This window comes from Virgibacillus necropolis, assembly GCF_002224365.1.
GTDB classification, from domain to species: domain Bacteria; phylum Bacillota; class Bacilli; order Bacillales; family Amphibacillaceae; genus Virgibacillus_F; species Virgibacillus_F necropolis.
In genome coordinates this window covers 2,114,609-2,137,297 of sequence record NZ_CP022437.1, presented here as the reverse complement: position 1 = coordinate 2,137,297, position 22,689 = coordinate 2,114,609, and the positions used below count along the sequence as shown (strand labels likewise).

Genomic DNA, 22,689 nt, shown 5'->3' with positions numbered 1-22,689 from the left:
TACAGCGTACTTCTGGCTACCCCGGTTTTCCTATGAATATCCATTTACACTTGTACCTTCATCTAATTCCTTAATTTATTATAGGGTTCGCCTTGAAAATCAGGACTTTTAAAATCATATAATTGTATAACTTTTCTTTCTATTAAGTGTATTAGCTTTAAAGAAAAAATTAGTTGTTGGTTGTAAGAAAAGGTATCATTTCCTACATGGGGAACCGCCAACATTCCGTTAGAATGTTAAGAATTTTGAAAGATAAAAAAGCCTAATTCCTTCGTGAGAAATTAGGCTTATAATCTTCCGTTTGCGGAACATCAGTTAAGCGTTTTTTATATAGTTTTTTTAATTATATGACTTATTATTTTTTATATAACTTTATTATCATGATTCACCCGAATGGAAAAAAGCAATGCGTATCTTAACCACATCCAGTGTTACAAAAAAATTACTTTTTAAGGATTGATAAAATATTTAAATTAAATATATTAGAGAAGTGCGTGTGCCAACACGTTGAGTGATTCCCTGAGAACGAAAAATTTCAATGATAATGGAGGAATTTTTTTGAAAAAAATCGGTTTGTCATTCATCGCACTTGCCTTTGCTCTGGTCATCCCGTTTTCATCTGCGGATGCTTCCAGTGGTTGGGATTATGTAAAATCGTCCAAAATGACCTATAATTCAACTTATGGCTTCTATGATACGGCCAATGCATCCTCTACCGGAGGGGACCTTAAGCTTATAGCAGTCGATAAGAATAAGGACTATAGATTCAGCGTTGAATTATGGGAATATGATCCCGGTTCGGGTAATGATGATTACGTAGGTTACACATATTTTGAGAGAGTGCAGGATCATGGTATTTTCCGTAATATTGGTCGTTTTGTTGACGGTTCAAATCACCGTGCAGAATTTTATGCCAAGTCATATGACTCTGACACCAAAAGTGTTTATATCCAATTTTGGGATTGATTGAAGTTCCCTTGCAGCCAAGAGACCTAGTGTTTTGTAAACAAAGTTAATAGATGAAGTTGGTTTCGATGGAAGGCATCCTCAGCGGTTGGCGCACGCATTCTTAGGTTACGGAAGCGATTCACTGATTTAGGGCCACTCTGGAAAATTTTTCCATTTCGATTTGCCCTCAATTTCTTTTAGTCTTCGATAATAAGTGGTCGGACTTACACCTGTAATCGTACATATATACTATTGACAGTCATATCAGTTGACTTTCTTAATTCAATTGTATGAATCATACCCGGATGTTTTATTCTGTTCAATGAAATAAAGATGTTTAATTTTAGTGATCTTAAGCCGCATTTCTCCGCCCAAAAAATGCGGCTGTTTTAAAAATAGATGTAAAATTTTCTCGTTTAATTAAACCTTTCGGGGCAGAACTTGTAATAAAAAAGTTGTAAAAAAAATTTCCCAACAAGCGCGCCCTTTTGCGGAATAAACCCGAATCCAAGTTGTTATTTCACCTTAAGGATAGAGACTACATGTTGATCCGGCCTTACTACCGCAAATATGAAATCTGAAGAATTTTTTCGGTAATTAGAACTTTCATTAGGAATTAACAAATCCTTATGAACCGAAAGATCTACACCCTTACAAATTTCAGCAAACAGCCTACGCTCCTCTTCAGGTTGATATTTCCCAATAGAAATTAACGTATGTTCTAAACCAATTTGTTTTACGGAACTCGCCTACCCTCTATCCACTTTCCATAGGATTTCAAGGCAATTCTTCCTTCTAGTTTAATTCGATCAACTGAGTTATCAACAGGAATTTTTTGACTAAGTAGTGCCTCTCTCTCCATTGCTTTCATACCGATTGCAGGTACATTTGAAATCATTTTTAGTAGTAACGAGCGTCCTCCAGCTAAGAGGGAATTTGTGATCGCCATATTCCGAAATATCATTGCATTATTATCTTGGACCTCGTCTGCTCCGGTACTTTGTTCCTTTGAATAGTCATCCAGAATGGCAATAGAATTTATTAGATTCTTTATTAAAAAAGCAAGTCTCCACCCAAGACGCCAGGCACCCAGAATTCCTACCATCTTCCCGGTACAAAGTAAAAAAATCCATATGGCCTTTGAGGGTCCAAAACAATATTTGAAATGTCTATAGAGAGATGGCAGTCCATTTCAAAATCAGCAACGGCTGAATTTATTCCATAATCTCTCCAGGTCTTCTCTATTGCTAGCCTAGACTTAATGATACTTTTAGCCCCATCACAGCCAACACCCCAAGGAGCAGAAATTTCATATAACCCTTTTTTATTTTGTACTTTAACTATAACGTTGTCTTTTGTTTGAGTAGCTTCTATAACCTTATGACCTCTTCGAATTTCTATCATTCCAGTTTTTCTCGCCGCGTCTTCAAATATCACTTCTGTATCGTGCTGAGGTAATTGAAGGGAGTACTGATAAGGAGACTCTAATTGATCAAAGGACCATTCAAGCAACTTTCCATGTTGATTCTCAAATTGGTGTAACCCCCGAAATACACCCTTTTTATGAAACTGACTGTATATTCCTAACCAGTCCAGTAACTCCATTCCCCTAGGCATCCAGGTAATGGCTCTCGATTCATCTTCTGGCGTCGGTTCCTCTCTTGCTTCTAACACCAGATTCCTCTTTAGTAGCAAAGATTTCTGTTCTGTTTTTGTAATATAGTTCTTATATTACCCCACCCATATACAAGTTCATTTAGTTTTTTCCCTGAAATCTCAACCTCAATGGAATCTAATTTTTTACCTCCAATAGGCTCATAAAAAAACCGAGAACTATTATCCTCTAGAACTAAAACTATCATAGAACTAATATTTTGCCTTTGTAGTTCTTCTATTATTGGTTTTAATAATAATTTTCCCAGTCCATTTTTTGATATTCTTTTAAAATATAAATAGCATATAATTCACCCGTGTAATTTGGGTATTTACCAGTTCTTTCTTTACCACCTGATGAAAAACCGACAATATCACCTGCTTCGTTTTCCACTACAAACACATCACCGTTAGAAATATTGTTTTTCCATAACTCCTCTCGTCTTTCATAAGACAACTTATTTAGGTGTTCATCTGGAATGATAGTTGCGTATGTAGTTCTCCAGCAATCCACGTGTACTTTAGCTATACCTTCTGCATCAGGCATCGTTGCCTTTCTTATTTTCACATTAAACCCTCCTCAATTTTTCACATATATATTAAAGTTCGGTTATTAATATGAAAATTCTTTTTTGTTTTCTTAAATGACCCCAGAATGTGCAAACGGACGCAATCCTTATTTCAGAAATGCTCCCTTTAGTTGAAGTGTAAGTCTTATCGATTAAGTCCATTTTGCTGTGTAACTTGGACTATAAGAATCCATTTTCTCCAATAACTCTTTAGGATCAGAAGCAACAAGTATCATTTCTCGGTAATTTTTATTCATAAAACCCTGTTCAATCGTATGGTCTAACATCGCGATTAACGGGTTGAAAAAGCCATTTACGTTTAATAATCCACATGGCTTTGCGTGATAACCCAACTGTGACCAAGTAAACACTTCAAACCACTCTTCTAATGTTCCTGCACCTCCTGGCAGAGCGACAAATCCATCGGCTAACTCTGCCATTTTCGATTTGCGTTCGTGCATTGTTTCAACTACATGAAGTTCCGTTAATTGCTCATGAGCGATTTCCACATCCTTTAATTTTTTAGGAATCACACCCACTACACTACCCCCATTGCGTAGAGATGTATCAGCCAAAGCACCCATACATCCAACTTGAGCTCCTCCATAAATCAAAATCCTATTTCTATTCGCTAATTCTTCTCCAAGCTTTTCTGCATTTTCAATATAAATACTGTCTGTACCTGTACTCGAACCACAGAATACAGCAAGATTTTTGGTTTCCATTGCAATCACCTCTACTCCTTATTCAACTACTTAACGATATCTATTGGATAGTTTATTTTTATGTTCTAAAAAGACTTCTTCTAAATCGATATTATATTTGTTCGCAATTATAACTACATTACCTAATACATCTCCAAGTTCTTCTGTTAAATGTTTCTTACCCTCATTGAATGAACTGGCATCCTCATCTGGACGATCTCGTCCTATTTCAAGGGCTCTAATTGCTCTCGCCACTTCTCCTGTCTCTTCTAATAAAAAGGCGATACGTACAAAAATATCTAAATCAGCCCAACCTCTCGATTTGTAGTATTCTGCAATCCATTTTTGAAATTCTTTTGCTTCCATCTAAGAACTCACCCCTTCATCCATCTGTATATAGTTAAATCTATAGAATTATAACACAATATATAGTTAAATAGCAGGGAGTTCTTTTTAATCATCTTCAACTAAATGGCTCTTTTCAAAAGTTAGGACGCAAATCCTTATTCAGGAAATGCGCCCGTTAATTGAACACTACTTAATCAATAGTTGGCCGTTTTTAAGATACATCTTCAATCCACTGGAAATAATCAGACACGGCTTCATTTAATTTTTTGAGGTCACGAATAGTATGTAGTACCTCTTTATGTCCCAGTTCCCTCTCTTCCATAGTGAATACATCTTTATCTAAGGAACGACGCATATTGTATTCAAGCCATCCCAACATGCCACCAAAACTACCATACAAAGCATCCAACACCCTTCCGCTTAGCGTTCCACCATTGTTTAAATAGGCTTCAATCACTGCTTGAAAGCGTTTCTTGTTAGACGTTCCATCTGAATTCCTACTCCAATGTTCAAAAGTGCATTGTTCGGGAAGTAAAGTGTATCCATAAACCCAATCAAATACCATTATGTATTTTCCATCCACTTCAACCCAAGGCTCATTACCAATCATTTTAACAGGTACGGCATGAATACCATTACTGTAAGCCACCTGTGCAATTCTTTCTGAAAGTCGATAATTTCTTTTTGCATCGGGACGTGACATGATTTCAGGATTCAAAACCTTAACCGCAAATATTCCACTTTTTGTGTCTATACGCCACATGTGGTGAAGTAGTCCTCCTGTTACAGACTGGGGAGGTCTTAGTGGTATCCCAATTTCCAATAAAGTACATATCTTAATCCAATTTTCTCCCCAACTTGCTTTGGTCATGATTTCAATCCTTCCCATATTGAATATTAAAACTAAACTTTCCTTTAGTTTAGCACCAGACAAATAGTTTGTGAACTTCTTCCATTGCTCAACAATATGGCCCTTATATGCAAAATCAGCGCAGAACCTTATTCCGGAAATGCGCCCGATTGATGAAAATATAATGAATAGACATCAATAAAAATCACCCACTTATTTCGTTTAAGTAGGTGACTTCTGCTTCCTTATGAAAAGTTTACTTACGCATGGTTTCTATAAAATTAAGCGTATTTAAACCGAACAATTTTAATGCTTTTTTTGAGCCATCCACGCCATGTCCAGCTTCAAGGTGTTTAAAAATGGCGCCGCCAAGAACAATATTGATCATCAGCGCACCAATTCTCGCAAATTTTTTTCCTGATTTGGATATTATTGATATAAATAAAAATATGGAACCGACCAATTCAAGAAGACCTGCAAACTTCATTGCCCTTCTGGATAATTTAAAGCCTTCTTTAAATTGCGTTGCAGTCTGGTCATCACCTTGCACCTTTGGCAAGCTGCTTTGAAAAAGGGTTTTTGCGACATAACCATTGGAGAAATGTTGTAGCATGTCTATTCACTCCTGAGTCTATTGTGTATTTTTCAAACGTTTTTCCACGTTTAATGATAGTGATAAAAAACATTAACATCGTATATCATATCAAAATCATCTGCAACATCCAAAGGTATTGTTTGCAAAGTCAACTCCTAAAATCAACGTCGGCTACAAAGACTTATCAAATAGCATTCTCTTGTTTCGGACTTACACATCCAGCAAATAAAATGTGGAATAGACACCCATAATTAAACTGACTATACCACGATTGTTATCACCCAAATAAGTATCTCCAAATTACTCATCTCTGCAAGCCATAAACTTAAACAATCTGACCCTTATATGCGATGTTGGCGCAATTCTTATTAGTTAATCACGCCCGATGATTGAACAACATTACTTCTTTTTTATTTGAATATGTTTTTGTGTTAATAATAATAAATCATTTGTTTTTCATAATTATACATTTTAAATTATAATTAGGCTTTGTAGTCGAATGAGTACAAAAAAAGATAACAGCCTTCTTTGACATAGGTACTTAAAATATAAAGATTAGGGGAAATGACTTATTTATCATGAACAACATGAACCTGTATTGCATAACCCGACAGGCAAAAAGCGTTTGGGATTAGCGCTGCTTCTCGGTCTGCTTGCGTTTCTAGGACCGCTTAATATCGACATGTATTTGCCCAGTTTCCCCGGTATTGCGCAGTATTTTGATACCAGTGCCATACTAGTGCAGGCCAGTTTAACAACATGTCTACTTGGACTTGCAATCGGTCAATTGGTAGTTGGACCGATCAGTGATGCACATGGCAGAAAAAAACCATTATTAATTGCTACTAGCCTGTTTGCATTAGCTTCCATTCTATGTGCATTTGCGCCTAATATTGCAATATTAATCGCAGCCCGATTTCTACAGGGATTCACGGCCTCAGCAGGCGTCGTGCTCTCGCGGGCTGTTGTTCGAGATGTGTTTAGCGGCAAAGCACTAACGAAATTTTTCGCGCTGTTAATGGTTATTAATGCTGTTGCACCAATGATTGCACCTATGGTTGGTGGTGCAATTCTGTCTTTTGAGTCCGGAAACTGGCAAAGTATCTTTTTATTTTTAGGCTTTATTGGTATCTTGATTGTGGCTATTGCTGCCATGAAATTAAAGGAGACACTGTCGCCAGAGAAACGGATACCAAGTTCGTTTGGTGCAACCGTTGTAACAATGACAAATTTGCTAAAGGACCGTTCGTTTATTGGATATACATTGATCGTTGGATTCGTACATGGGGGAAGTTTTGCCTATGTATCAGGAACACCGTTTGTTTATCAGAATATTTATGGCGTATCCCCGCAAATATTTAGTGTGCTATTTGGTATAAATGGACTGGCAATTATTACGGGAAGTTTTATTATAGGACGCTTTGGCGGAATTATTCCAGAAAAAAAACTGCTCCAAGCAGCCGTCACGATTGCGCTAACTGCAACATCCATTTTGCTTGTCATGACAGTGATTGAAGGACCGCTAACATCAATTGTCATATTGATTTTTATATACATGATCACAATAGGAATGGTTATCACAAGCACATTTACACTTGGAATGGCCAAACAGGGACACCGTGCCGGAAGTGCAAGTGCTGTCTTAGGCATGCTCCCGCTGCTGCTCGGTTCGATATTCTCACCGCTTGCCGGTATTAATGAATCATCCGCTGTCCCGATGGGTGCCATATTATTTACTACCTCACTCATTGGTTTTTCAGCTTTCTTCCTGCTGGTTAAAAAGGATCAGGCAGAAGTGTGAATTGTATTGCGGCAAAAAAGACTTTGCTTCCATAACTTTGGAATCAAGGGGCATATAGCTGGCAACTGTTTAAGCAACAATTGTTTAGTGTAGAGGTTGATCTCATGGTTTTTCTAGGGGATCAGCCTTGACTTTTTTGACAAGAACTTTTCATTAAACAAACTGGCCCGTTTCAGTAGGACGTACTATTCGATTAGCGCGCCCTTTAATTGAATAAATTAGATTTATCCTCGAACCTAAAAAAACACTTATTTCTAGTTCAACTAAAGCCCCCTTTACTTTAAGTATATTTATTCACAAGCTTTATTGTTGAAACCATACCAAATAAAAAAGCAGCCCGATTTATTTTTAAATCGACTGCCTTTTTTAATTTATACGTAACAAATTAGAATATCCTCCTTCTCCATAGTGCCAATCCGATCAAGGCAATAAAAATTAATGCTATTATCAGTGTAATCATCCAAGAGAAGGGATCCTGATCATCAATAGGTAAGGTTACATTCATACCAAAAAAACTAAATACAAGTGTAGGAAGTGTTAAAAAGACTGTAAATAACGTAAGAGTTTTCATTGTATTATTCAATTCATTTAATATTAGCGAAGAATATGACCCCGTTATACTGTTCAAAATTCTTGTATATAATTCTGTGGTATCAATTCCTTGATTATTTTCAATTTTTACATCTTCTAGAAGATCTTTGTCACCTTCTTAAAACTTTACGGAATTAGTACGAAATAATTTGGTTATGATATCCCCATTACCCTTTAATGATGTGAGAAAATAAACCAAACTTTTTTCAATCTCCATTAGGTCATAGAGTTGCTTGTTCGTTAATGAATCACGCAAATTATTTTCAATTTTAAGACGTTGTCTGTTGAGCTGTTTTAATTTTTCTATATACTGAGTTGGAATTAAAAATAATATCTCTAATGCATAGTGGATTTATGAAAGCTGTGTTAGGTCCAAAAGGGGATTTATCGTTTCATACAAGATTGAAGGAATTTATGTGGGAAACACTCTATGGAAATAATCCAAACGCATTTATAAAGGAAGAAAGTTCCCTTGTTCCAGGACAATATTTAGCTTCTTATATGGGAACTGCAATAATAGGGGGTCATTCAACAATGGTTGGAAAGTGGCAGGAAAGAATCTCCTCAAGAAATGGCTCGTATCCAAACGACCATTACGGCTAATGGTCGTTACTTTGCGGCTGGGTTGAGAAAGTAATGATAGGCAAAAGGACAGTACCCCAGTTTTTGATGTACTGTCCTTTTTTATATTCTTCTTGATCCTTCCAATTTAAGTACATTAGTTCACAATCTCATCTGCATTTTAACATAAATATCCAGTTTTCTTTAAAATAAGTTATTCAATTAAATGGCCCTATTGCGGTATAACCCTAAATTATTTTCACCATAAGAAACCCCTATTTAGACAAAACTACATCCAAAGAGGGTAAAACAGTGTAACTTTTTTATAAACGGTTCATCTTTTTCCAAAACGGTGTAACTTTATTTCAAATCAACAAAACTGTAGCTTTAAAATAAAGATAAGCACCTCCCAAACCCACATTTTACAATAAAGAATAAGAATCCAATTTGAAAAAGAATGATATGCTCCCCATTAGGTAGACAGATAAAAAATAAAAATTTGTTTATCTAAGGGGAGTATTTTTTATGGCTCGAATGAAATATCCTAAAGCTAAAAAAATGGCTATTTTAGCTCTTTATAAAGATGGTCATCATTCAATAGCTGACATTAGTGCTAAATTTTTTGTTAATCCTGGGACGATTAGAGATTGGAAGAGAAGGTATGAAGTGAATGGTGAAGACGGCCTAGAAGAAGCCATTTCTTGGAAGAGTTATTCAAAAGAGTTAAAGTTAGCAGCCGTAAATGATTATCTATTAGGACACAATTCGTTAAGCGAGGTTATCCAAAAATACAATATATCAAGTACTGCAGTTTTGAGAAAATGGATTAAAAAGTATAATAGTCATAGAGAATTAAATGATACCGGTAAAGGAATGACAAACTCTATGACAAATAGGAGAAAAACAACATTAGAAGAACGAATTCAAATTGTGAATTACTGTCTACAACACCAGAAAAACTATCAACTCGCAGCTGAAAGCTATGAAGTTTCTTACCAACAGGTATATCAATGGGTCAAGAAGTTTGAAGCAAATGGTGAAGAAGCACTGCAAGATAAACGGGGTCGAAAGAAAAAGGAATATGAATTAACAGCTGAAGAAAAGTTTAAGCTGGAAATGAAACGTTTAGAGAGAGAAAATGAACGATTGCGTGCAGAAAATATTTTTTTAAAAAAGTTAGAGGAACTCGAAAGGAGGGGTCGTTAACTAGCGTTCGTCTACAAAATAAATATAAAGCGATTAAAGATTTACATGCGAATGAAAATCTGCCAGTAATCCTATTATGTGAATTTGCCAGTGTATCTCGTGCTGCTTATTATAAATGGCTACAGCGTACGCCAACAAATAGAGAATTAGAGAATGAAGCAATTCTTCAGGATATCCAGGCTATTTATGCACGAGTAGGAGGCATTTATGGATACCGAAGAATGAAATTAAATATCGATAGGATATATCATAAAAAGTTTAATCACAAACGCATTTATCGCTTAATGAACATCGCTGGATTAAAGTCCGTGATTCGTCGGAAAAGAAAGCGCTATGTTCCCTCATCTGCGCAATATGTCGCTGAAAATCGACTCAATCGTGAATTTACTGCAAGCAAGCCAAATGAAAAATGGGTAACAGATGTCACGGAGTTCAAATTAGGAAACGGAAGGAAAACGTATTTAAGCGCCATTTTAGATCTTTACGATGGCTCCATTATTAGTTATGAATTGGGACATTCAAACAATAATAAATTAGTATTTCAAACATTGGATCAAGCTATCACTCTATTAAAAGAGAATGAACATCCATTGATTCATAGTGATCGAGGTTATCAATATACGTCCCATGGGTTTAAGAGAAGAATAGAAAAAGTAAAAATGATTCATAGCATGTCACGTGTAGGAAAATGTATAGATAATGGACCAATGGAATCGTTTTGGGGAACATTGAAGTGTGAAAAATATTACCTACATAAGTATGAAACATTTGAAGCGTTACAACAAGCAATAGATGATTATATCCAGTTTTACAATAACGACCGTTACCAAGAAAGATTAAACGGCTTAAGCCCATTGGAATACAGGGTTCAAGCCGCTTAAAGTATTTTTATTATTTCCACTGTCTACTTGACTGGGATCTGTTCAGAATTGATCAAAATGGGTTCTTATTCAGCAGATTTAAGTTTGTTTTTTATAAAAAAGATTGATTATTTCGGAAAGCGAATATTCAACTAACGCACCATTTTAATGAAATAACTTCGACTTTAATATTTAATCGTTATAGCTAATGTTCCCCATTCATTTTCTTGTTCTGGGGTGTAAATTTCATATGTCCCTTTTATCATTTCTTCCATTGTCCAACCTTCTCCATCTAACTCTTTAAACGGAATATCCTGATACATATCTTTAAAAGTATCATATCTCCTCAATTCAGTTACTTTAACTAACAAAGAGTCATCTTGTTCAGGAACCTTAATAAATTCTATGGTATCACCAACTTTGATTTCCCTTCTTTTTTCATCGTTCAAGCGAACCTCTACTGTCTTTTTCCCATCTTTAATAGCTTTAAAATATTCGCCATATAAACCCATTTGATGTACCATTTCAATCCCACCTATTGTATGTTCTCACATTAAATTATATCTTCTTATTGTGCTAACCTGCTAGTTAGTTTACGTATATTTGTTCACAACTTCCATATATTATTTCAATTATTTCTATAAATTCAGTTTACACTGACTTACTTCATTAAGTAAATCCTTTTACAACGAAGCCCCCCTTTAGACAAAAATATCTAAAGGGGTAGAACGGTGCAACTTTTTTACAAACAGAACGACTTTATTTCAAAACCACAATAGTAACAATCCTTACGAAAAGAGCCTAAATAAAAGGGGCTCACACTATTTTATCATTTAGTGTGAGCCCTTTTATTATTTATTCTGAACATCAATCCATTTATAGTTGTCTGCACCAACCTTGTATGTCACAAAGTTCTTCAAGTAATCTTTTTGTAAGAATGCTGAACCGTTTTGATAAAGTGGTATTAGCACAGCGCTGTCCTCAATTAACATTCTTTCTGCCTTTAGCATAGCGTTCCAGCGTTTTAGCGGTTCGTTTGCCATACTTCCTTTTGCACCTAGAACCAATCGATCATATTCCTCATTTGAATAACCTGTATGATTTCCTGGGCTATCTGTTATAAATAAGTTTAAATACGTAAGCGGGTCATGGTAATCCCCATTCCATCCAGTCATTATCATCTCATATTCTTGCCCGACATTCGCTGCTATGCTTGCCTTCGGGGTTAAGTTCCGAATCGTAAGCGTTAGACCGGGAAGATTATTTTCCAATTGATACTTTATGTTTTCCGCTAATTGCTTAGATGTACCAGAATCAGAGCTAATTAATTTAATTTCAAGTTTTTCCTTACCAAGTTCATTTAATCCTTTCTCCCAATGTTCATTTGCCTTCTCTGGATCATAGCTTGTTAGGTCACCATTTTCAGCACGGAAATCCTCACCCGTTTTTGGGTTTTCTGCTAATCCTTTTGGTACATTTCCATTGGCTATGACCGATCCATTATTAAGGATCGAATTAACAATTTTATCTTTATCAATAGCAAAGTTCATTGCTTTACGAATATTTAAGTTTGCTAAATTGGTCTTTTCCCCGTCTTTCCCTTGATTCATTTTTATATAGGAAGTTGCCCCCGTTAAAAAAGTGTGGTACTCTGGATTACTTCTATATTTGTCCACATATTCACCAGTCAGGCTAACACGGTCTAACTTACCTTCCTCATAAAGGCTTAAAGCAGTTCCAGTATCTTTAACAACGTTCACATGAATTGCGTCTACATTTACTGCTTCTTTATCCCAATATTTTTCATTCTTCTTGTAAGTCCATGATTGATCTGTTCCTTCCCAATTCGCTAACACAAACGGTCCATTAAAGAGGGTATGTTTACTATCTGATGCATACTTACCATTCTGTTTTTCAATAAACGCTTGTGGTTGAGGAAAGAAAATAGCTGTCGTTAATAGTTCTTTGAAAAATGGAACCGGATTTTCCAACGTTACTTTTAATTTACGGTCATTTAATGCTTCCACGCCTAATGAATCGGCAGGCTTCTCACCTTTTAAAATCTCCGAAGCGTTAGCAACGATTTCTTCAAACTGTGGTCCGTAAGCTGCACCAGTTTCTGGGTCTACCGCTTTTTTCCAAGCATATTCAAAATCATGTGCAGTAACAGGTGTCCCATTCGACCATTTTGCATCTTTTCGTATTTCAAAGGTATATACTTTATTGTTTTCGCTAACTTTCGGTTCTTCTGCTGCTAGGGCTAATTCTGGTTCCCCTTCTTTATTAAGACGGTATAAACCTTCAAACACCTGATTAATGATTTCAAAACTGAAATCATTATCAGCTATTGTAGGACTAAGACTAGGAATTACTCCTGGAGCACTTAAGTAGACTTCTTTTTTGTTACTTTGAGAATCCCCAGAGTCAGATGATTCACTAGTTTCATTACTACTACACGCTGCTAGAAATAGTGACAGAATTAGTAGAACCACCATGTATTTCTTTATGTATTTCAACAGTTACCCCTCCCATTTTTTTAGATCAACTTTTTCATTATAAACGGGATTAGTAGAAGAATACAACTGGAGAATTTATCAACAACAAAAGTGCAAGCGCCTTGGTCAGCCCCGCCAATTTTAAGACGAACCTCTTAATGAAGGTGTTATCACAAAAAGAGTCATATCAACTTCGCTTTTTTCTACCTCCTACCTTCTTTTCGCAATGCCAGTTAAAATCATATCGGCATAGATCTTTGTTAATTCGTCTGGAGATACCTCACCATTAGTTTTATACCAATTATAACTCCAATTTGTAACACCTAATATTCCAAACGATAGCATATCAGCTCGTAATTCATTATGAAATTCTCCTAGCTTACTCCCTTCTTCTATAACCTTTTGAATGTTTAGCCGAAATTGATTTCTTTTTTGTTTAATAGTTTCTATATTTTCGTCAGACAAATATCGTATCTCTCGAAAGAAAACACGCGCACTAGGTCCTTGATCAGCAATATCCGTTATTAACAAGTGAATGATTTTCATAAGCTTTTCTTTTTGTGTAAGATGTTCGTCATCCAAAATACCGTATTGCCGCTTCAATAAATTCGTTATGTAATCATGATGTATATCCATCAATAGTTGTTCTTTACTAGCAAAATAATAATAGAATGTACCCTTTGTCACATCCAATGCATTCACAATATCTTGGATAGACGTTTGATTGAAACCTTTTTTTTCAAATAGTAAAATACTTTGTTTCGTTAGTTCGTTTTTCATATAAAAACCTCTCTAGATTGGTTATTTTCTTGTATTCTATCAAACTCCTAATTAGTAAGCATGAACTTAAAACCAACTGGATAGTATGTTCAGAATATTATAGTTAATTATAGACAAGTAGAGCGATAAATGCAACTTCTATCTCTCTACTTTTTATAATCATCTAAAAAGTCCTTTTGAAAACTAGTTCGTGGCTGTTCTTGATCGTTGTCTTTGTTTTTATTTAGTTTTTTAAACGTATTTTCACCATACTTTGTAGACAATTCATCAATCACAGTGTATAACTTTTCTTTCTTTGCCTCTTTTTCATACGTAAATATATCCAATTGGTGTGCGATATGTTGTTTTTCCTCGGCATCTTGAACAGTAATTCCCAGTAACCTAATTGGCTCTAAATTCCAATGTTTTTGCAATAAGTCATTAGCTACGTATAAGATATCTTCTTTTTTTTCAATATATACCTTCAGTTTTTTACTCCGAGTGATGGTCTTTAAATCGTGATATCGAATCATCAATTGTACGCTCAGTCCAGCAGCGTTCTTACGTTTCAATCGGCGTTCAACATTATCCGCAAGGGATTGCATCAATTTTCGAATATCAAGCTCACTAGTCGTATCATTCGGCAACGTTTGTGAACTACCGATACTCTTAAACTCATACACGGCGTCTGGGTCAACTGGTCTTGAATCTATACCATTGGCCAGGTTCTTTAATCGCTCTCCATTTATTCCAAGTACTTGCTTTAATTGATAAACATCTTTATTTGCTAAATCACCGATTGTTTTAATGCTAACACTATTCAACTTTGCCGCTGTTTTTTCACCAATCCCATGCATTTCCCTTGCAGGTAGTGGCCACAGTTTATGCGGTAAGTCGCGTTTTCGTAAGACCGTAATTCCCATTGGCTTTTTCATGTCCGATGCCATTTTAGCGAGAAATTTATTCGGGGCAATACCTATACTACAAGGTAAATCCAATTTATTATTAATTTCTTGTTGAAGATTCTCAGCAATTTTGATTGGACTTCCAAGTTCCTGACATTCTGAAATATCCATGTACCCCTCATCAATAGATACTGGTTGTACATGCGGGGTTATTTCAGCAAGCATTTTAAACATTTCTTTTGAAGCCATACGGTACCTATCAAAATTAGGGCGCATCACAATAAGGTTTGGACAAAGTTTTCGTGCCTCCCATAAAGGCATGGTTGTTTTTACCCCTTTAGCTCGTGCTTCATAACTACTTGTCACAATAATCCCTTTACGTTCTTCAGGATTTCCCGCTATTGCTAATGGCTTTCCCTTCAGCTTCGGATTATAGGCCATTTCTACAGAGGCATAGAAACAATTCATATCAATATGAAATATTACACGGCCATTTTTCGGATACCACTGTGACATCATTCAACACCCTTTTCACGAACAGTTGTTTGTCTGTTTAGTATATCATAAAATAAAACTTATCTGCAGAGCTTTCACCGCCGAATCGAATGAAACAAAAAGATAAAAACCCTTATAACAAAAAATTATAAGGGTTTTATCTTTTTTATTTTGCGGTTTCTTGAACAATTGCGGTAATGTATTCGGAAATTCTAACTAAGTCTTCAACAGCAATTCGTTCGTTTGTGGTGTGAATATCTTCATATCCTACAGCTAAGTTAACGGTTGGAATGCCATGTCCTGCAATCACGTTCGCATCGCTTCCTCCACCACTTGTTAATAATTTACTTTCGTGGCCAATAGTCTTAGCAGCGTTACGAGCAACTTCTACCACCTGATCACCAGCTTTTTGTTTAAAGCCAGGGTACATAATTTGCACATCGACCTCAGCAGTACCACCATACTCATTCGCAGTAGATTCAAAGGCTTGTTTCATTTTTTCAACTTGCGCTTCCATTTTTGCTGGAACTAGTGACCTTGCTTCGGCTAAGATCTCTACATAATCACAGACAATATTCGTTTGTTTTCCACCTTCGAATCGACCAATATTTGCCGTTGTTTCATCATCAATACGACCAAGTGGCATTTTAGAGATAGCTTTTGCTGCTAACGTAATAGCGGATACTCCTTGCTCTGGAGCCACACCAGCATGTGCAGTTTTTCCTTTCATAGTAGTAAAAAGTTTTGCTTGCGTTGGTGCCGCGACAATAATATCACCAACTTCTCCGTTACTATCAATCGCATAGCCATATTTTGCCTTCAATAGAGAAGCATCAAGTGCCTTAGCCCCTACTAGTCCAGACTCTTCACCAGCTGTAATAATAAATTGGATTTCACCATGATCGATATTGTTTTCTTTTAACGTACGAATCATTTCAAATATTGCTGCTAGGCCAGCTTTATCATCAGCACCTAGAATAGTAGAGCCATCTGACACAATATAACCGTCTTTAATAGATGGCTTTATCCCATTACCTGGAACAACCGTATCCATATGAGAGGTAAAGTAAATTGGATCTATATTTTCTTTGGTACCCTTTAAATTACAAATTAAGTTTCCAGCACCATGTCCAGTCACTTCTTTACTATTATCTTCTGTAACCTCTAAACCAAGGTCTGTAAATTTCTTTTTTAATACTTCTGCAATCTCAGCTTCATACTTTGTTTCGGAATCGATTTGTACTAATTCTAGAAATTCATCAACTAGTCGTTCTTTATTTACTGTAATCATTGGTACCTCCTGTAAAGCCGTTTATTTTGTCCGCTTCTGAACAGTCGCCTTCGCTTTTCTTGATCTAGCTGCAGCTCCTAGCGACTAGCAAATAGGTAGCCCTGATGAATGTACGAAAAGTTCACCGTACTTTCACAGTCCTATCTATTTGTACGTCGCTAAGCAGTCGCCTTCGCTTTTCTTTTTACAATGGTATGTTTCCGTGTTTCTTTTTTGGGCGATCTTCTTGTTTGTTGTATAACATTTCAAGTGCTTGAATTAATTTGACACGTGTTTCTCGTGGGTCAATGACGTCATCAATCATACCAAGCCCGGCAGCTACATATGGATTAGCAAATTTCTCACGGTATGTGTCAATTTTATCTTGCCTTGTCGCCTCAGGGTTTTCACTTTCTGCAATTTCTTTTGCAAAAATAATGTTCGCTGCACCTTCAGGACCCATTACTGCTATTTCCGCATTTGGCCATGCATAAACCAAATCGGCACCTATCGATTTACTATTTAAAGCCACATATGCTCCACCAAAAGCTTTACGTGTTATAACTGTAATCTTAGGTACTGTTGCTTCTGAATAGGCATATAAAATTTTCGCGCCATGACGAATAATACCACCATGTTCTTGTTTGACGCCAGGAAAAAACCCAGTAACATCTTCAAATGTAATCAACGAGATATTAAATGAATCGCAAAAGCGGATAAACCTAGCTGCTTTATCACTGGAATCAATATCAAGACCACCAGCTAAATACTTTGGTTGATTGCAAACGAGTCCAACTGTTTGGCCATTTATCTGAGCGAATCCAACTACTATATTTTTTGCAAAATCTTTATGGATTTCAAAAAAGGTATCCTTGTCGACAACTTGTTCGATTACTCGTTTAACATCATAAGGGCGGGTTGAGTCAAATGGAACAATATCTGTTAAATCCTGGCACGCGTTGTCTTGATCGTCAATCTGATTAATCGCTGGTTTTTCTTGATTATTTGCAGGCAAGTATGCAAGCAAATTGCGGACTGCGTCTAATGCTTCCTCTTCACTAGATGCTTTAATATGTGCATTCCCACTTTTCGAGTTATGTACATCAGCTCCGCCCAATCCTTCAGCAGAAATTTGCTCGCCTGTCACCGTTTCTATTACTTTCGGACCAGTTATAAACATTTGAGACGTTTTTTCCACCATGATGACAAAGTCAGTAATTGCTGGTGAATAGACAGCACCTCCTGCACTTGGACCAAGAATTACAGAAATCTGTGGTATGACACCTGAATAAATCGAATTACGGTAAAAAACTTGACCATATCCATCCAGTGACGATACGCCTTCTTGAATTCTAGCGCCTCCTGAATCATTTAAGCCAATAAATGGCACACCATTTTTGGCGGCTAAATCCATCACTGCGGCAATTTTTTTACCATGCATTTCACCAAGAGCGCCACCATACACGGTAAAATCTTGTGCGAACAAATAAACAGGTTTTCCACTTATTTTTCCGTATCCTGTAACGACACCTTCACCTTTTGCGCTAGAGGTATCCATCCCAAAATCTGTTTCTCGATGTTCCATAAACGGGTTCAGTTCAACAAATGTTCCATCATCTAAAAGATAATCAATGCGTTCCCGAGCAGTTTTTTTCCCTTTTGCATGTTGTTTCTCTATTCGCGCGTCTCCACCACCGAGTTCGACTTGTCTTCTTTTATCATAAAGTTCATTAATTTTATCAAATATATCCATTATTCTTCACTTCCCTCTGCTGGCTGACACAGTTCAAACAATACCCCATTTGCTGCTTTTGGATGAATGAAGGCTATTTCACTATTATGTGCACCAGTCTTAGCTTGTTCATGAATCAACTTTATACCATCTGATTTATATTGCTGCAATCTTGCATTGATATTATCCACTTCTAATGCAATGTGGTGAATCCCTTCTCCTTTTTTATCAATAAAAGTTTGGATAACAGAAGATGCCGATAGAGCTTCTAACAGTTCAAAACGCGTTTCCCCAATTTTTAAAAAAGCAACCTTTACTTGTTCAGATTCAATTGTTTCTACACCTTCAAGATCTAATCCTAGTGTATTAGAATAAAACGGAATAGCTTGATCAATAGAATTAACAGCTATACCAATATGCGCTATTTTAGTAGGCTTATTGATTGTTGATGAATTTGGATCAATTAACTGTTTAATGTAATTTGCCAGCACATCTGTGGAAGAACCACTAGTAAATATTTGATTGATCCCCTTTTCAAGTAGAAACGGAATGTCCTCACTTGGAATGACGCCGCCTCCAACTACAGGTATATCACTAGCATTCCGTTTTTTCAATTCATCGATCACCTTAGGAAACAATGATCGGTGTGCACCGGATAAGGAGGAAAGCCCTATAACATCTACATCCTCCTGTACTGCTGCTTGCGCAATTTGTACAGGGGTTTGGCGTAGACCAGTATAAATAACTTCCATTCCATGATCCCGTAATGCTTGTGCAATTACTAATGCTCCCCGATCATGACCATCTAAACCCGGTTTTGCGATTAATACTCGAATTTTTTTCATTCGTCTCTCCCCTTCTTACATCCCTGTATATAGACCGAATTCATCCCGCATTACATTACAAATCTCGCCAACCGTAGCATACGCTTTAACAGCATCAAGTATATGTGGAATCAAATTAGCATTCTGAACTCTTGCTTGTGTTCTTAAAATAGTTAATAATTCATCTACTTTTTCTTGATCTCTTTCAGCACGGATTTTTTCTAGGGAATTGATTTGAGCTTGCTCTAATGCCTCGTCCACCTTTAATAAATCGGGATTTACTTCTTCATCCAGCTTATACTTATTTAATCCAACAATTATTTCTTCTTCTTTTTCAATTTGTTTCTGTGTTTCATAAGCTTTATGGTGGATCTCCCGTTGCATAAATCCTTCTTCAACCGCTTGAACCGCTCCACCAATTTCTTTAATTTGCTCCAAGTATTTATTTACTTCTTCTTCCATTTTGTCTGTTAGCTCTTCTACGTAATACGAACCGCCTAATGGGTCCACCGTATCTGCTACACCACTTTCGTTTGCAATTATTTGTTGCGTCCGAAGTGCTATTCGAGCAGATTCTTCCGTTGGTAGTGATAGTGCCTCGTCACGTGAATTGGTATGCAAGCTTTGTGTACCACCCATAACTGCTGCAAGTGCTTGTAAGGTAACACGAACAACATTATTATCTGGTTGTTGTGCTGTTAGTGTTGATCCTCCTGTTTGTGTGTGGAAACGTAACTTCCAGCTTTTTGGATCTTTAGCCTGGTAATGTTCTTTCATTATTTTCGCCCAAATTCGTCGTGCCGCACGGAACTTCGCTACTTCCTCAAAAAAGTTATTGTGTGCATTAAAGAAAAATGCTAACCGTGGTGCGAACGCGTCAATATCTAACCCAGACTTTAATGCTGCATCTACATATGCCATACCATTCGCTAGTGTAAATGCTAATTCTTGTACAGCCGTCGATCCAGCTTCACGTATATGGTATCCAGAAATACTGATTGTGTTAAATTTCATTTCATTTTTCTGGCAATATTCGAAAATATTCGTAATAAGACGCATAGATGGTTTAGGTGGAAAAATATATGTACCACGTGCGATATACTCTTTTAAAATATCATTTTGTATCGTACCAGTTAGTTTTTCAATAGGAACACCCTGTTTTTCTCCAACTGCAATATACATACATAATAACACTGATGCAGGTGCATTAATGGTCATGGATGTACTAACTTTATCAAGCGGAATTTGATCTAAAAGCTGTTCCATGTCATGAAGTGAGTCAATGGCTACCCCAACCTTGCCAACCTCTCCTTCAGACATTACATCATCCGAGTCATAGCCGATTTGTGTTGGCAAATCAAACGCAACAGATAGACCAGTTTGTCCTTGGTCTAACAAATAACGGAAGCGCTTATTTGTTTCTACTGCGGAGCCAAATCCAGCATATTGGCGCATTGTCCAAAATCTACTACGATACATAGTAGGCTGAATTCCACGTGTGTAGGGAAATTCACCTGGATACCCCAGATCATTTTCGTATTTATCATTTGTGTCAGGATAGTATAATCCATCCACTTCTATTTCTGATGTTGTATGAAAAGTACTCTTTCGTTCAGGAAAGCGCTTTAATGTTTTATCTACAGACTTTTTCCAATTAGCCTCTTTTGATGGGATTGAATCATTATTATTCATACGTGATGGCCTCCATTTTGTTTGGTATCATGAATTATTTAGTACGGTTCTTTACTATCACTTGTCCAAAAGCCAAATAAACGATAAAATATAATAAGTATTAGGTTTTAAGGAGGATTAAATGTGGCTAATAATCAAACGCATAGAAAAGCGTCCAAGCGAGAACGAAGAACAAAAGTAATTATCTACATTATGATACTTGCTATGATATTATCAACTTTAACAGCAGGACTTGCACTTTTTGTACAATAATAAATAAAAAATAAATAAGAAATCGAAACCGGAATACTATCCATTCCGGTCTTTTTTCTTTTTTCCTTCAGTATCACTAATATCGCTTTCTTTGAATTTCCTTTTGATGATTAAGTAATCCTCTATTTCACGTAATAAACGAAATAAATTTGCTCGCGTTTCAAATTCCTCACGTGTTGTTGGTAGTTCTTCATGATTAAAAACGTCTTGTAAGTTTTTTAGCTTTTCCAAATAAATTGCTGCCGTATTACCTGGATGTACAGCCTCTGATAAGCTCTCAAAAAATTCAGCTATTAAATTTGATAAATTATCGGTTTTAGGTAACCTACTCACAAGTGGAAGCATTTTCTTTAATAGTTCAAACTGTTTTTTTCTCATTTTAAAATAATCATAATACGGGTGACTACTTCTTAATAGGTGATTTTCGCGATCCAAAGAAACTAGATTACTTGCCTCTTCTAAAATTTCTTCAGCTCTCGTAATTTCTTTTCCATCCCAAATCTTATCCTTATCACATATGTATAACGAAATTTCCTGTAAAATCACTTGGAAATTGTGTTCTAATTCCACTTGTTTCTTTTTTAATTTATTATCCAAACTAGGCATATACAAGTTTAATAAAAGCGCTGTTCCAACCCCAACTATAATTAATAAAAATTCATCAACAATGAAATTTAATGTAATTTGTCCAAGGCTATATAAATTTAGAATAATGACAGAGCTTGTTGCAATCCCTGGTGAAATTTTAAAAAATACCGTAACAGGAATAAATAATGCAAACACAACTCCAACTACAATTGGGTTATAACCTAGCGTCTCGAAAAATACGTAGGAAAACAAAATGGCAATTGTACAAGCTAAAAATCGGTGCCATGCGCTTAATACTGACTTTTTTCTAGATGGTTGTATACATAACAGCGTAAGTATCCCCGCTGAAACAAAATTTGTTAATCCAAGCACTTGGGCAATAGAAATAGCCAATGGAGTTCCAATAGCAGTTTTTATTGTTCGATAACCAATCTTCACCGTTCAATCTCCTTTTACCTCGAGTCAGATTCTGTGTTTGGATAATTAATAAAATGAGGCTGACCCGCAAAAATAGAGACAGCCTCATCGTAACTAGAAAAAGTCTAGTTCATTTATATTTCTTCACAGTGTTCATCAAAGACTTTTTGAAGCTTCCCTACTACATCTACTGCTGTAAACCCTTCAATATCATGACGTTCTAACATCGTTACAATTTTACCATCTCTAAGGAATGCAAAGGATGGTGATGAAGGTGGAAACCCTTCGAAATATTCACGGGCCTTTTCTGTTGCATCTTTATCTTGACCAGCGAAAACTGTTACTAAATGATCTGGTCGTTTATCATAATGAATTGCATTCGCTGCTGCAGGTCTAGCAACTCCGCCTGCACAACCACATACAGAATTGACCATTACTAACGTAGTGCCCGTTCGACTCATCGCAGCATCTACATCTTCTTTTGTATAAAGCTCTTCATATCCGGCTTCTTTTATATCTGAACGTGCAACATCAACAACATCATTCATAAATAGGTTAAAGTCCATCTGAACAT

General features: G+C 36.3%; 22 protein-coding genes and 2 pseudogenes. 5 read left to right on the top strand and 19 right to left on the bottom strand.

What is annotated here, in order from left to right; translation table 11 throughout:
- Positions 1 to 558: 558 nt before the first annotated feature.
- On the top strand, positions 559 to 966 hold the full coding sequence (locus CFK40_RS10135) for a hypothetical protein (RefSeq protein ID WP_089532194.1): 408 nt from the start codon (positions 559 to 561) through the stop codon (positions 964 to 966).
- Between the two features lie 718 nt (positions 967 to 1,684).
- Here the strand turns inward: CFK40_RS10135 and CFK40_RS10130 are convergent.
- From CFK40_RS10130 to CFK40_RS10100, 8 genes are all read right to left on the bottom strand, one after another.
- Positions 1,685 to 2,053, bottom strand: a complete 369-nt coding sequence (locus tag CFK40_RS10130; protein ID WP_089532193.1) for a hypothetical protein — start codon at positions 2,051 to 2,053, stop codon at positions 1,685 to 1,687.
- Positions 2,047 to 2,622, bottom strand: coding sequence for an FAD-dependent monooxygenase (locus tag CFK40_RS10125; RefSeq protein ID WP_161493851.1), 576 nt, complete (start codon positions 2,620 to 2,622; stop codon positions 2,047 to 2,049). Before CFK40_RS10125 ends, CFK40_RS10130 begins: the two co-directional genes overlap by 7 nt.
- 11 nt (positions 2,623 to 2,633) lie before the next feature.
- Positions 2,634 to 2,843: a hypothetical protein gene (locus CFK40_RS21645; protein WP_319418051.1), complete on the bottom strand. Its 210-nt coding sequence runs from the start codon at positions 2,841 to 2,843 to the stop codon at positions 2,634 to 2,636.
- A gap of 8 nt (positions 2,844 to 2,851) precedes the next feature.
- Positions 2,852 to 3,169 (bottom strand): GNAT family N-acetyltransferase, encoded by a 318-nt coding sequence (locus CFK40_RS21640; RefSeq protein ID WP_319418044.1) that lies wholly within the window; start codon positions 3,167 to 3,169, stop codon positions 2,852 to 2,854.
- A gap of 153 nt (positions 3,170 to 3,322) precedes the next feature.
- Positions 3,323 to 3,895 (bottom strand): LOG family protein, encoded by a 573-nt coding sequence (locus CFK40_RS10115; RefSeq protein ID WP_089532191.1) that lies wholly within the window; start codon positions 3,893 to 3,895, stop codon positions 3,323 to 3,325.
- Between the two features lie 30 nt (positions 3,896 to 3,925).
- Complete coding sequence (locus CFK40_RS10110) at positions 3,926 to 4,240, bottom strand: MazG nucleotide pyrophosphohydrolase domain-containing protein (RefSeq protein WP_089532190.1); 315 nt, start codon at positions 4,238 to 4,240, stop codon at positions 3,926 to 3,928.
- Positions 4,241 to 4,433: 193 nt separating this feature from the next.
- Positions 4,434 to 5,093, bottom strand: a complete 660-nt coding sequence (locus CFK40_RS10105; protein WP_152640119.1) for a protein kinase family protein — start codon at positions 5,091 to 5,093, stop codon at positions 4,434 to 4,436.
- Positions 5,094 to 5,328: 235 nt separating this feature from the next.
- Entirely contained in the window at positions 5,329 to 5,685 is a 357-nt protein-coding gene (locus tag CFK40_RS10100) for a DoxX family protein (protein WP_089532188.1), read from the bottom strand.
- 553 nt (positions 5,686 to 6,238) lie between these two features.
- On the opposite strand from CFK40_RS10100, the gene CFK40_RS10095 reads away from it, so the two are divergent.
- On the top strand, positions 6,239 to 7,468 hold the full coding sequence (locus CFK40_RS10095; RefSeq protein WP_089532187.1) for a Bcr/CflA family efflux MFS transporter: 1,230 nt from the start codon (positions 6,239 to 6,241) through the stop codon (positions 7,466 to 7,468).
- A gap of 385 nt (positions 7,469 to 7,853) precedes the next feature.
- Here CFK40_RS10095 and CFK40_RS10090 read toward each other — a convergent pair.
- A pseudogene (locus tag CFK40_RS10090) lies at positions 7,854 to 8,357 on the bottom strand (magnesium transporter CorA family protein); the annotation flags it as partial.
- 44 nt (positions 8,358 to 8,401) lie between these two features.
- Between CFK40_RS10090 and CFK40_RS10085 the strand changes: the two are divergent.
- Together CFK40_RS10085 and CFK40_RS10080 are read left to right on the top strand one after the other, a co-directional pair.
- Positions 8,402 to 8,696 (top strand): annotated as a pseudogene (locus CFK40_RS10085) (TetR-like C-terminal domain-containing protein); the annotation flags it as partial.
- Positions 8,697 to 9,145: 449 nt separating this feature from the next.
- A protein-coding gene (locus CFK40_RS10080) for an IS3 family transposase (protein WP_089532186.1) occupies positions 9,146 to 10,707 on the top strand; the annotation gives its coding sequence in 2 pieces (ribosomal slippage) (positions 9,146 to 9,779 and positions 9,779 to 10,707; 1,563 coding nt in all).
- A gap of 164 nt (positions 10,708 to 10,871) precedes the next feature.
- Here the strand turns inward: CFK40_RS10080 and CFK40_RS10075 are convergent.
- From CFK40_RS10075 to CFK40_RS10040, 8 genes are all read right to left on the bottom strand, one after another.
- Positions 10,872 to 11,210, bottom strand: a complete 339-nt coding sequence (locus tag CFK40_RS10075) for an ASCH domain-containing protein (RefSeq protein ID WP_089532185.1) — start codon at positions 11,208 to 11,210, stop codon at positions 10,872 to 10,874.
- Between the two features lie 327 nt (positions 11,211 to 11,537).
- Positions 11,538 to 13,205, bottom strand: a complete 1,668-nt coding sequence (locus tag CFK40_RS10070; RefSeq protein ID WP_227001927.1) for a peptide ABC transporter substrate-binding protein — start codon at positions 13,203 to 13,205, stop codon at positions 11,538 to 11,540.
- A gap of 186 nt (positions 13,206 to 13,391) precedes the next feature.
- Positions 13,392 to 13,961, bottom strand: a complete 570-nt coding sequence (locus tag CFK40_RS10065; RefSeq protein WP_089532184.1) for a TetR/AcrR family transcriptional regulator — start codon at positions 13,959 to 13,961, stop codon at positions 13,392 to 13,394.
- 146 nt (positions 13,962 to 14,107) lie between these two features.
- Positions 14,108 to 15,361 carry a DNA polymerase IV gene (locus CFK40_RS10060; protein WP_089532183.1) on the bottom strand — a complete coding sequence of 418 codons (1,254 nt, stop codon included), beginning with the start codon at positions 15,359 to 15,361 and terminating at the stop codon, positions 14,108 to 14,110.
- Between the two features lie 145 nt (positions 15,362 to 15,506).
- Positions 15,507 to 16,631, bottom strand: a complete 1,125-nt coding sequence (locus CFK40_RS10055) for a M20/M25/M40 family metallo-hydrolase (RefSeq protein WP_089532182.1) — start codon at positions 16,629 to 16,631, stop codon at positions 15,507 to 15,509.
- Positions 16,632 to 16,815: 184 nt separating this feature from the next.
- Positions 16,816 to 18,363, bottom strand: a complete 1,548-nt coding sequence (locus tag CFK40_RS10050; protein WP_089532181.1) for an acyl-CoA carboxylase subunit beta — start codon at positions 18,361 to 18,363, stop codon at positions 16,816 to 16,818.
- Complete coding sequence (gene mce, locus CFK40_RS10045; protein ID WP_089532180.1) at positions 18,363 to 19,187, bottom strand: methylmalonyl-CoA epimerase; 825 nt, start codon at positions 19,185 to 19,187, stop codon at positions 18,363 to 18,365. The genes CFK40_RS10050 and mce overlap by 1 nt, the downstream gene beginning before the upstream one ends.
- A 15-nt stretch (positions 19,188 to 19,202) precedes the next feature.
- Positions 19,203 to 20,858 (bottom strand): acyl-CoA mutase large subunit family protein, encoded by a 1,656-nt coding sequence (locus tag CFK40_RS10040; RefSeq protein WP_089532179.1) that lies wholly within the window; start codon positions 20,856 to 20,858, stop codon positions 19,203 to 19,205.
- Positions 20,859 to 20,981: 123 nt separating this feature from the next.
- On the opposite strand from CFK40_RS10040, the gene prli42 reads away from it, so the two are divergent.
- Positions 20,982 to 21,110: a stressosome-associated protein Prli42 gene (gene prli42 / locus CFK40_RS20765; protein WP_152640118.1), complete on the top strand. Its 129-nt coding sequence runs from the start codon at positions 20,982 to 20,984 to the stop codon at positions 21,108 to 21,110.
- Between the two features lie 36 nt (positions 21,111 to 21,146).
- Here the strand turns inward: prli42 and CFK40_RS10035 are convergent, their stop codons facing one another.
- Positions 21,147 to 22,136, bottom strand: a complete 990-nt coding sequence (locus CFK40_RS10035) for an aromatic acid exporter family protein (RefSeq protein WP_089532178.1) — start codon at positions 22,134 to 22,136, stop codon at positions 21,147 to 21,149.
- A gap of 113 nt (positions 22,137 to 22,249) precedes the next feature.
- Positions 22,250 to 22,681, bottom strand: a complete 432-nt coding sequence (locus CFK40_RS10030; protein ID WP_089532177.1) for a BrxA/BrxB family bacilliredoxin — start codon at positions 22,679 to 22,681, stop codon at positions 22,250 to 22,252.
- Positions 22,682 to 22,689: the final 8 nt, after the last annotated feature.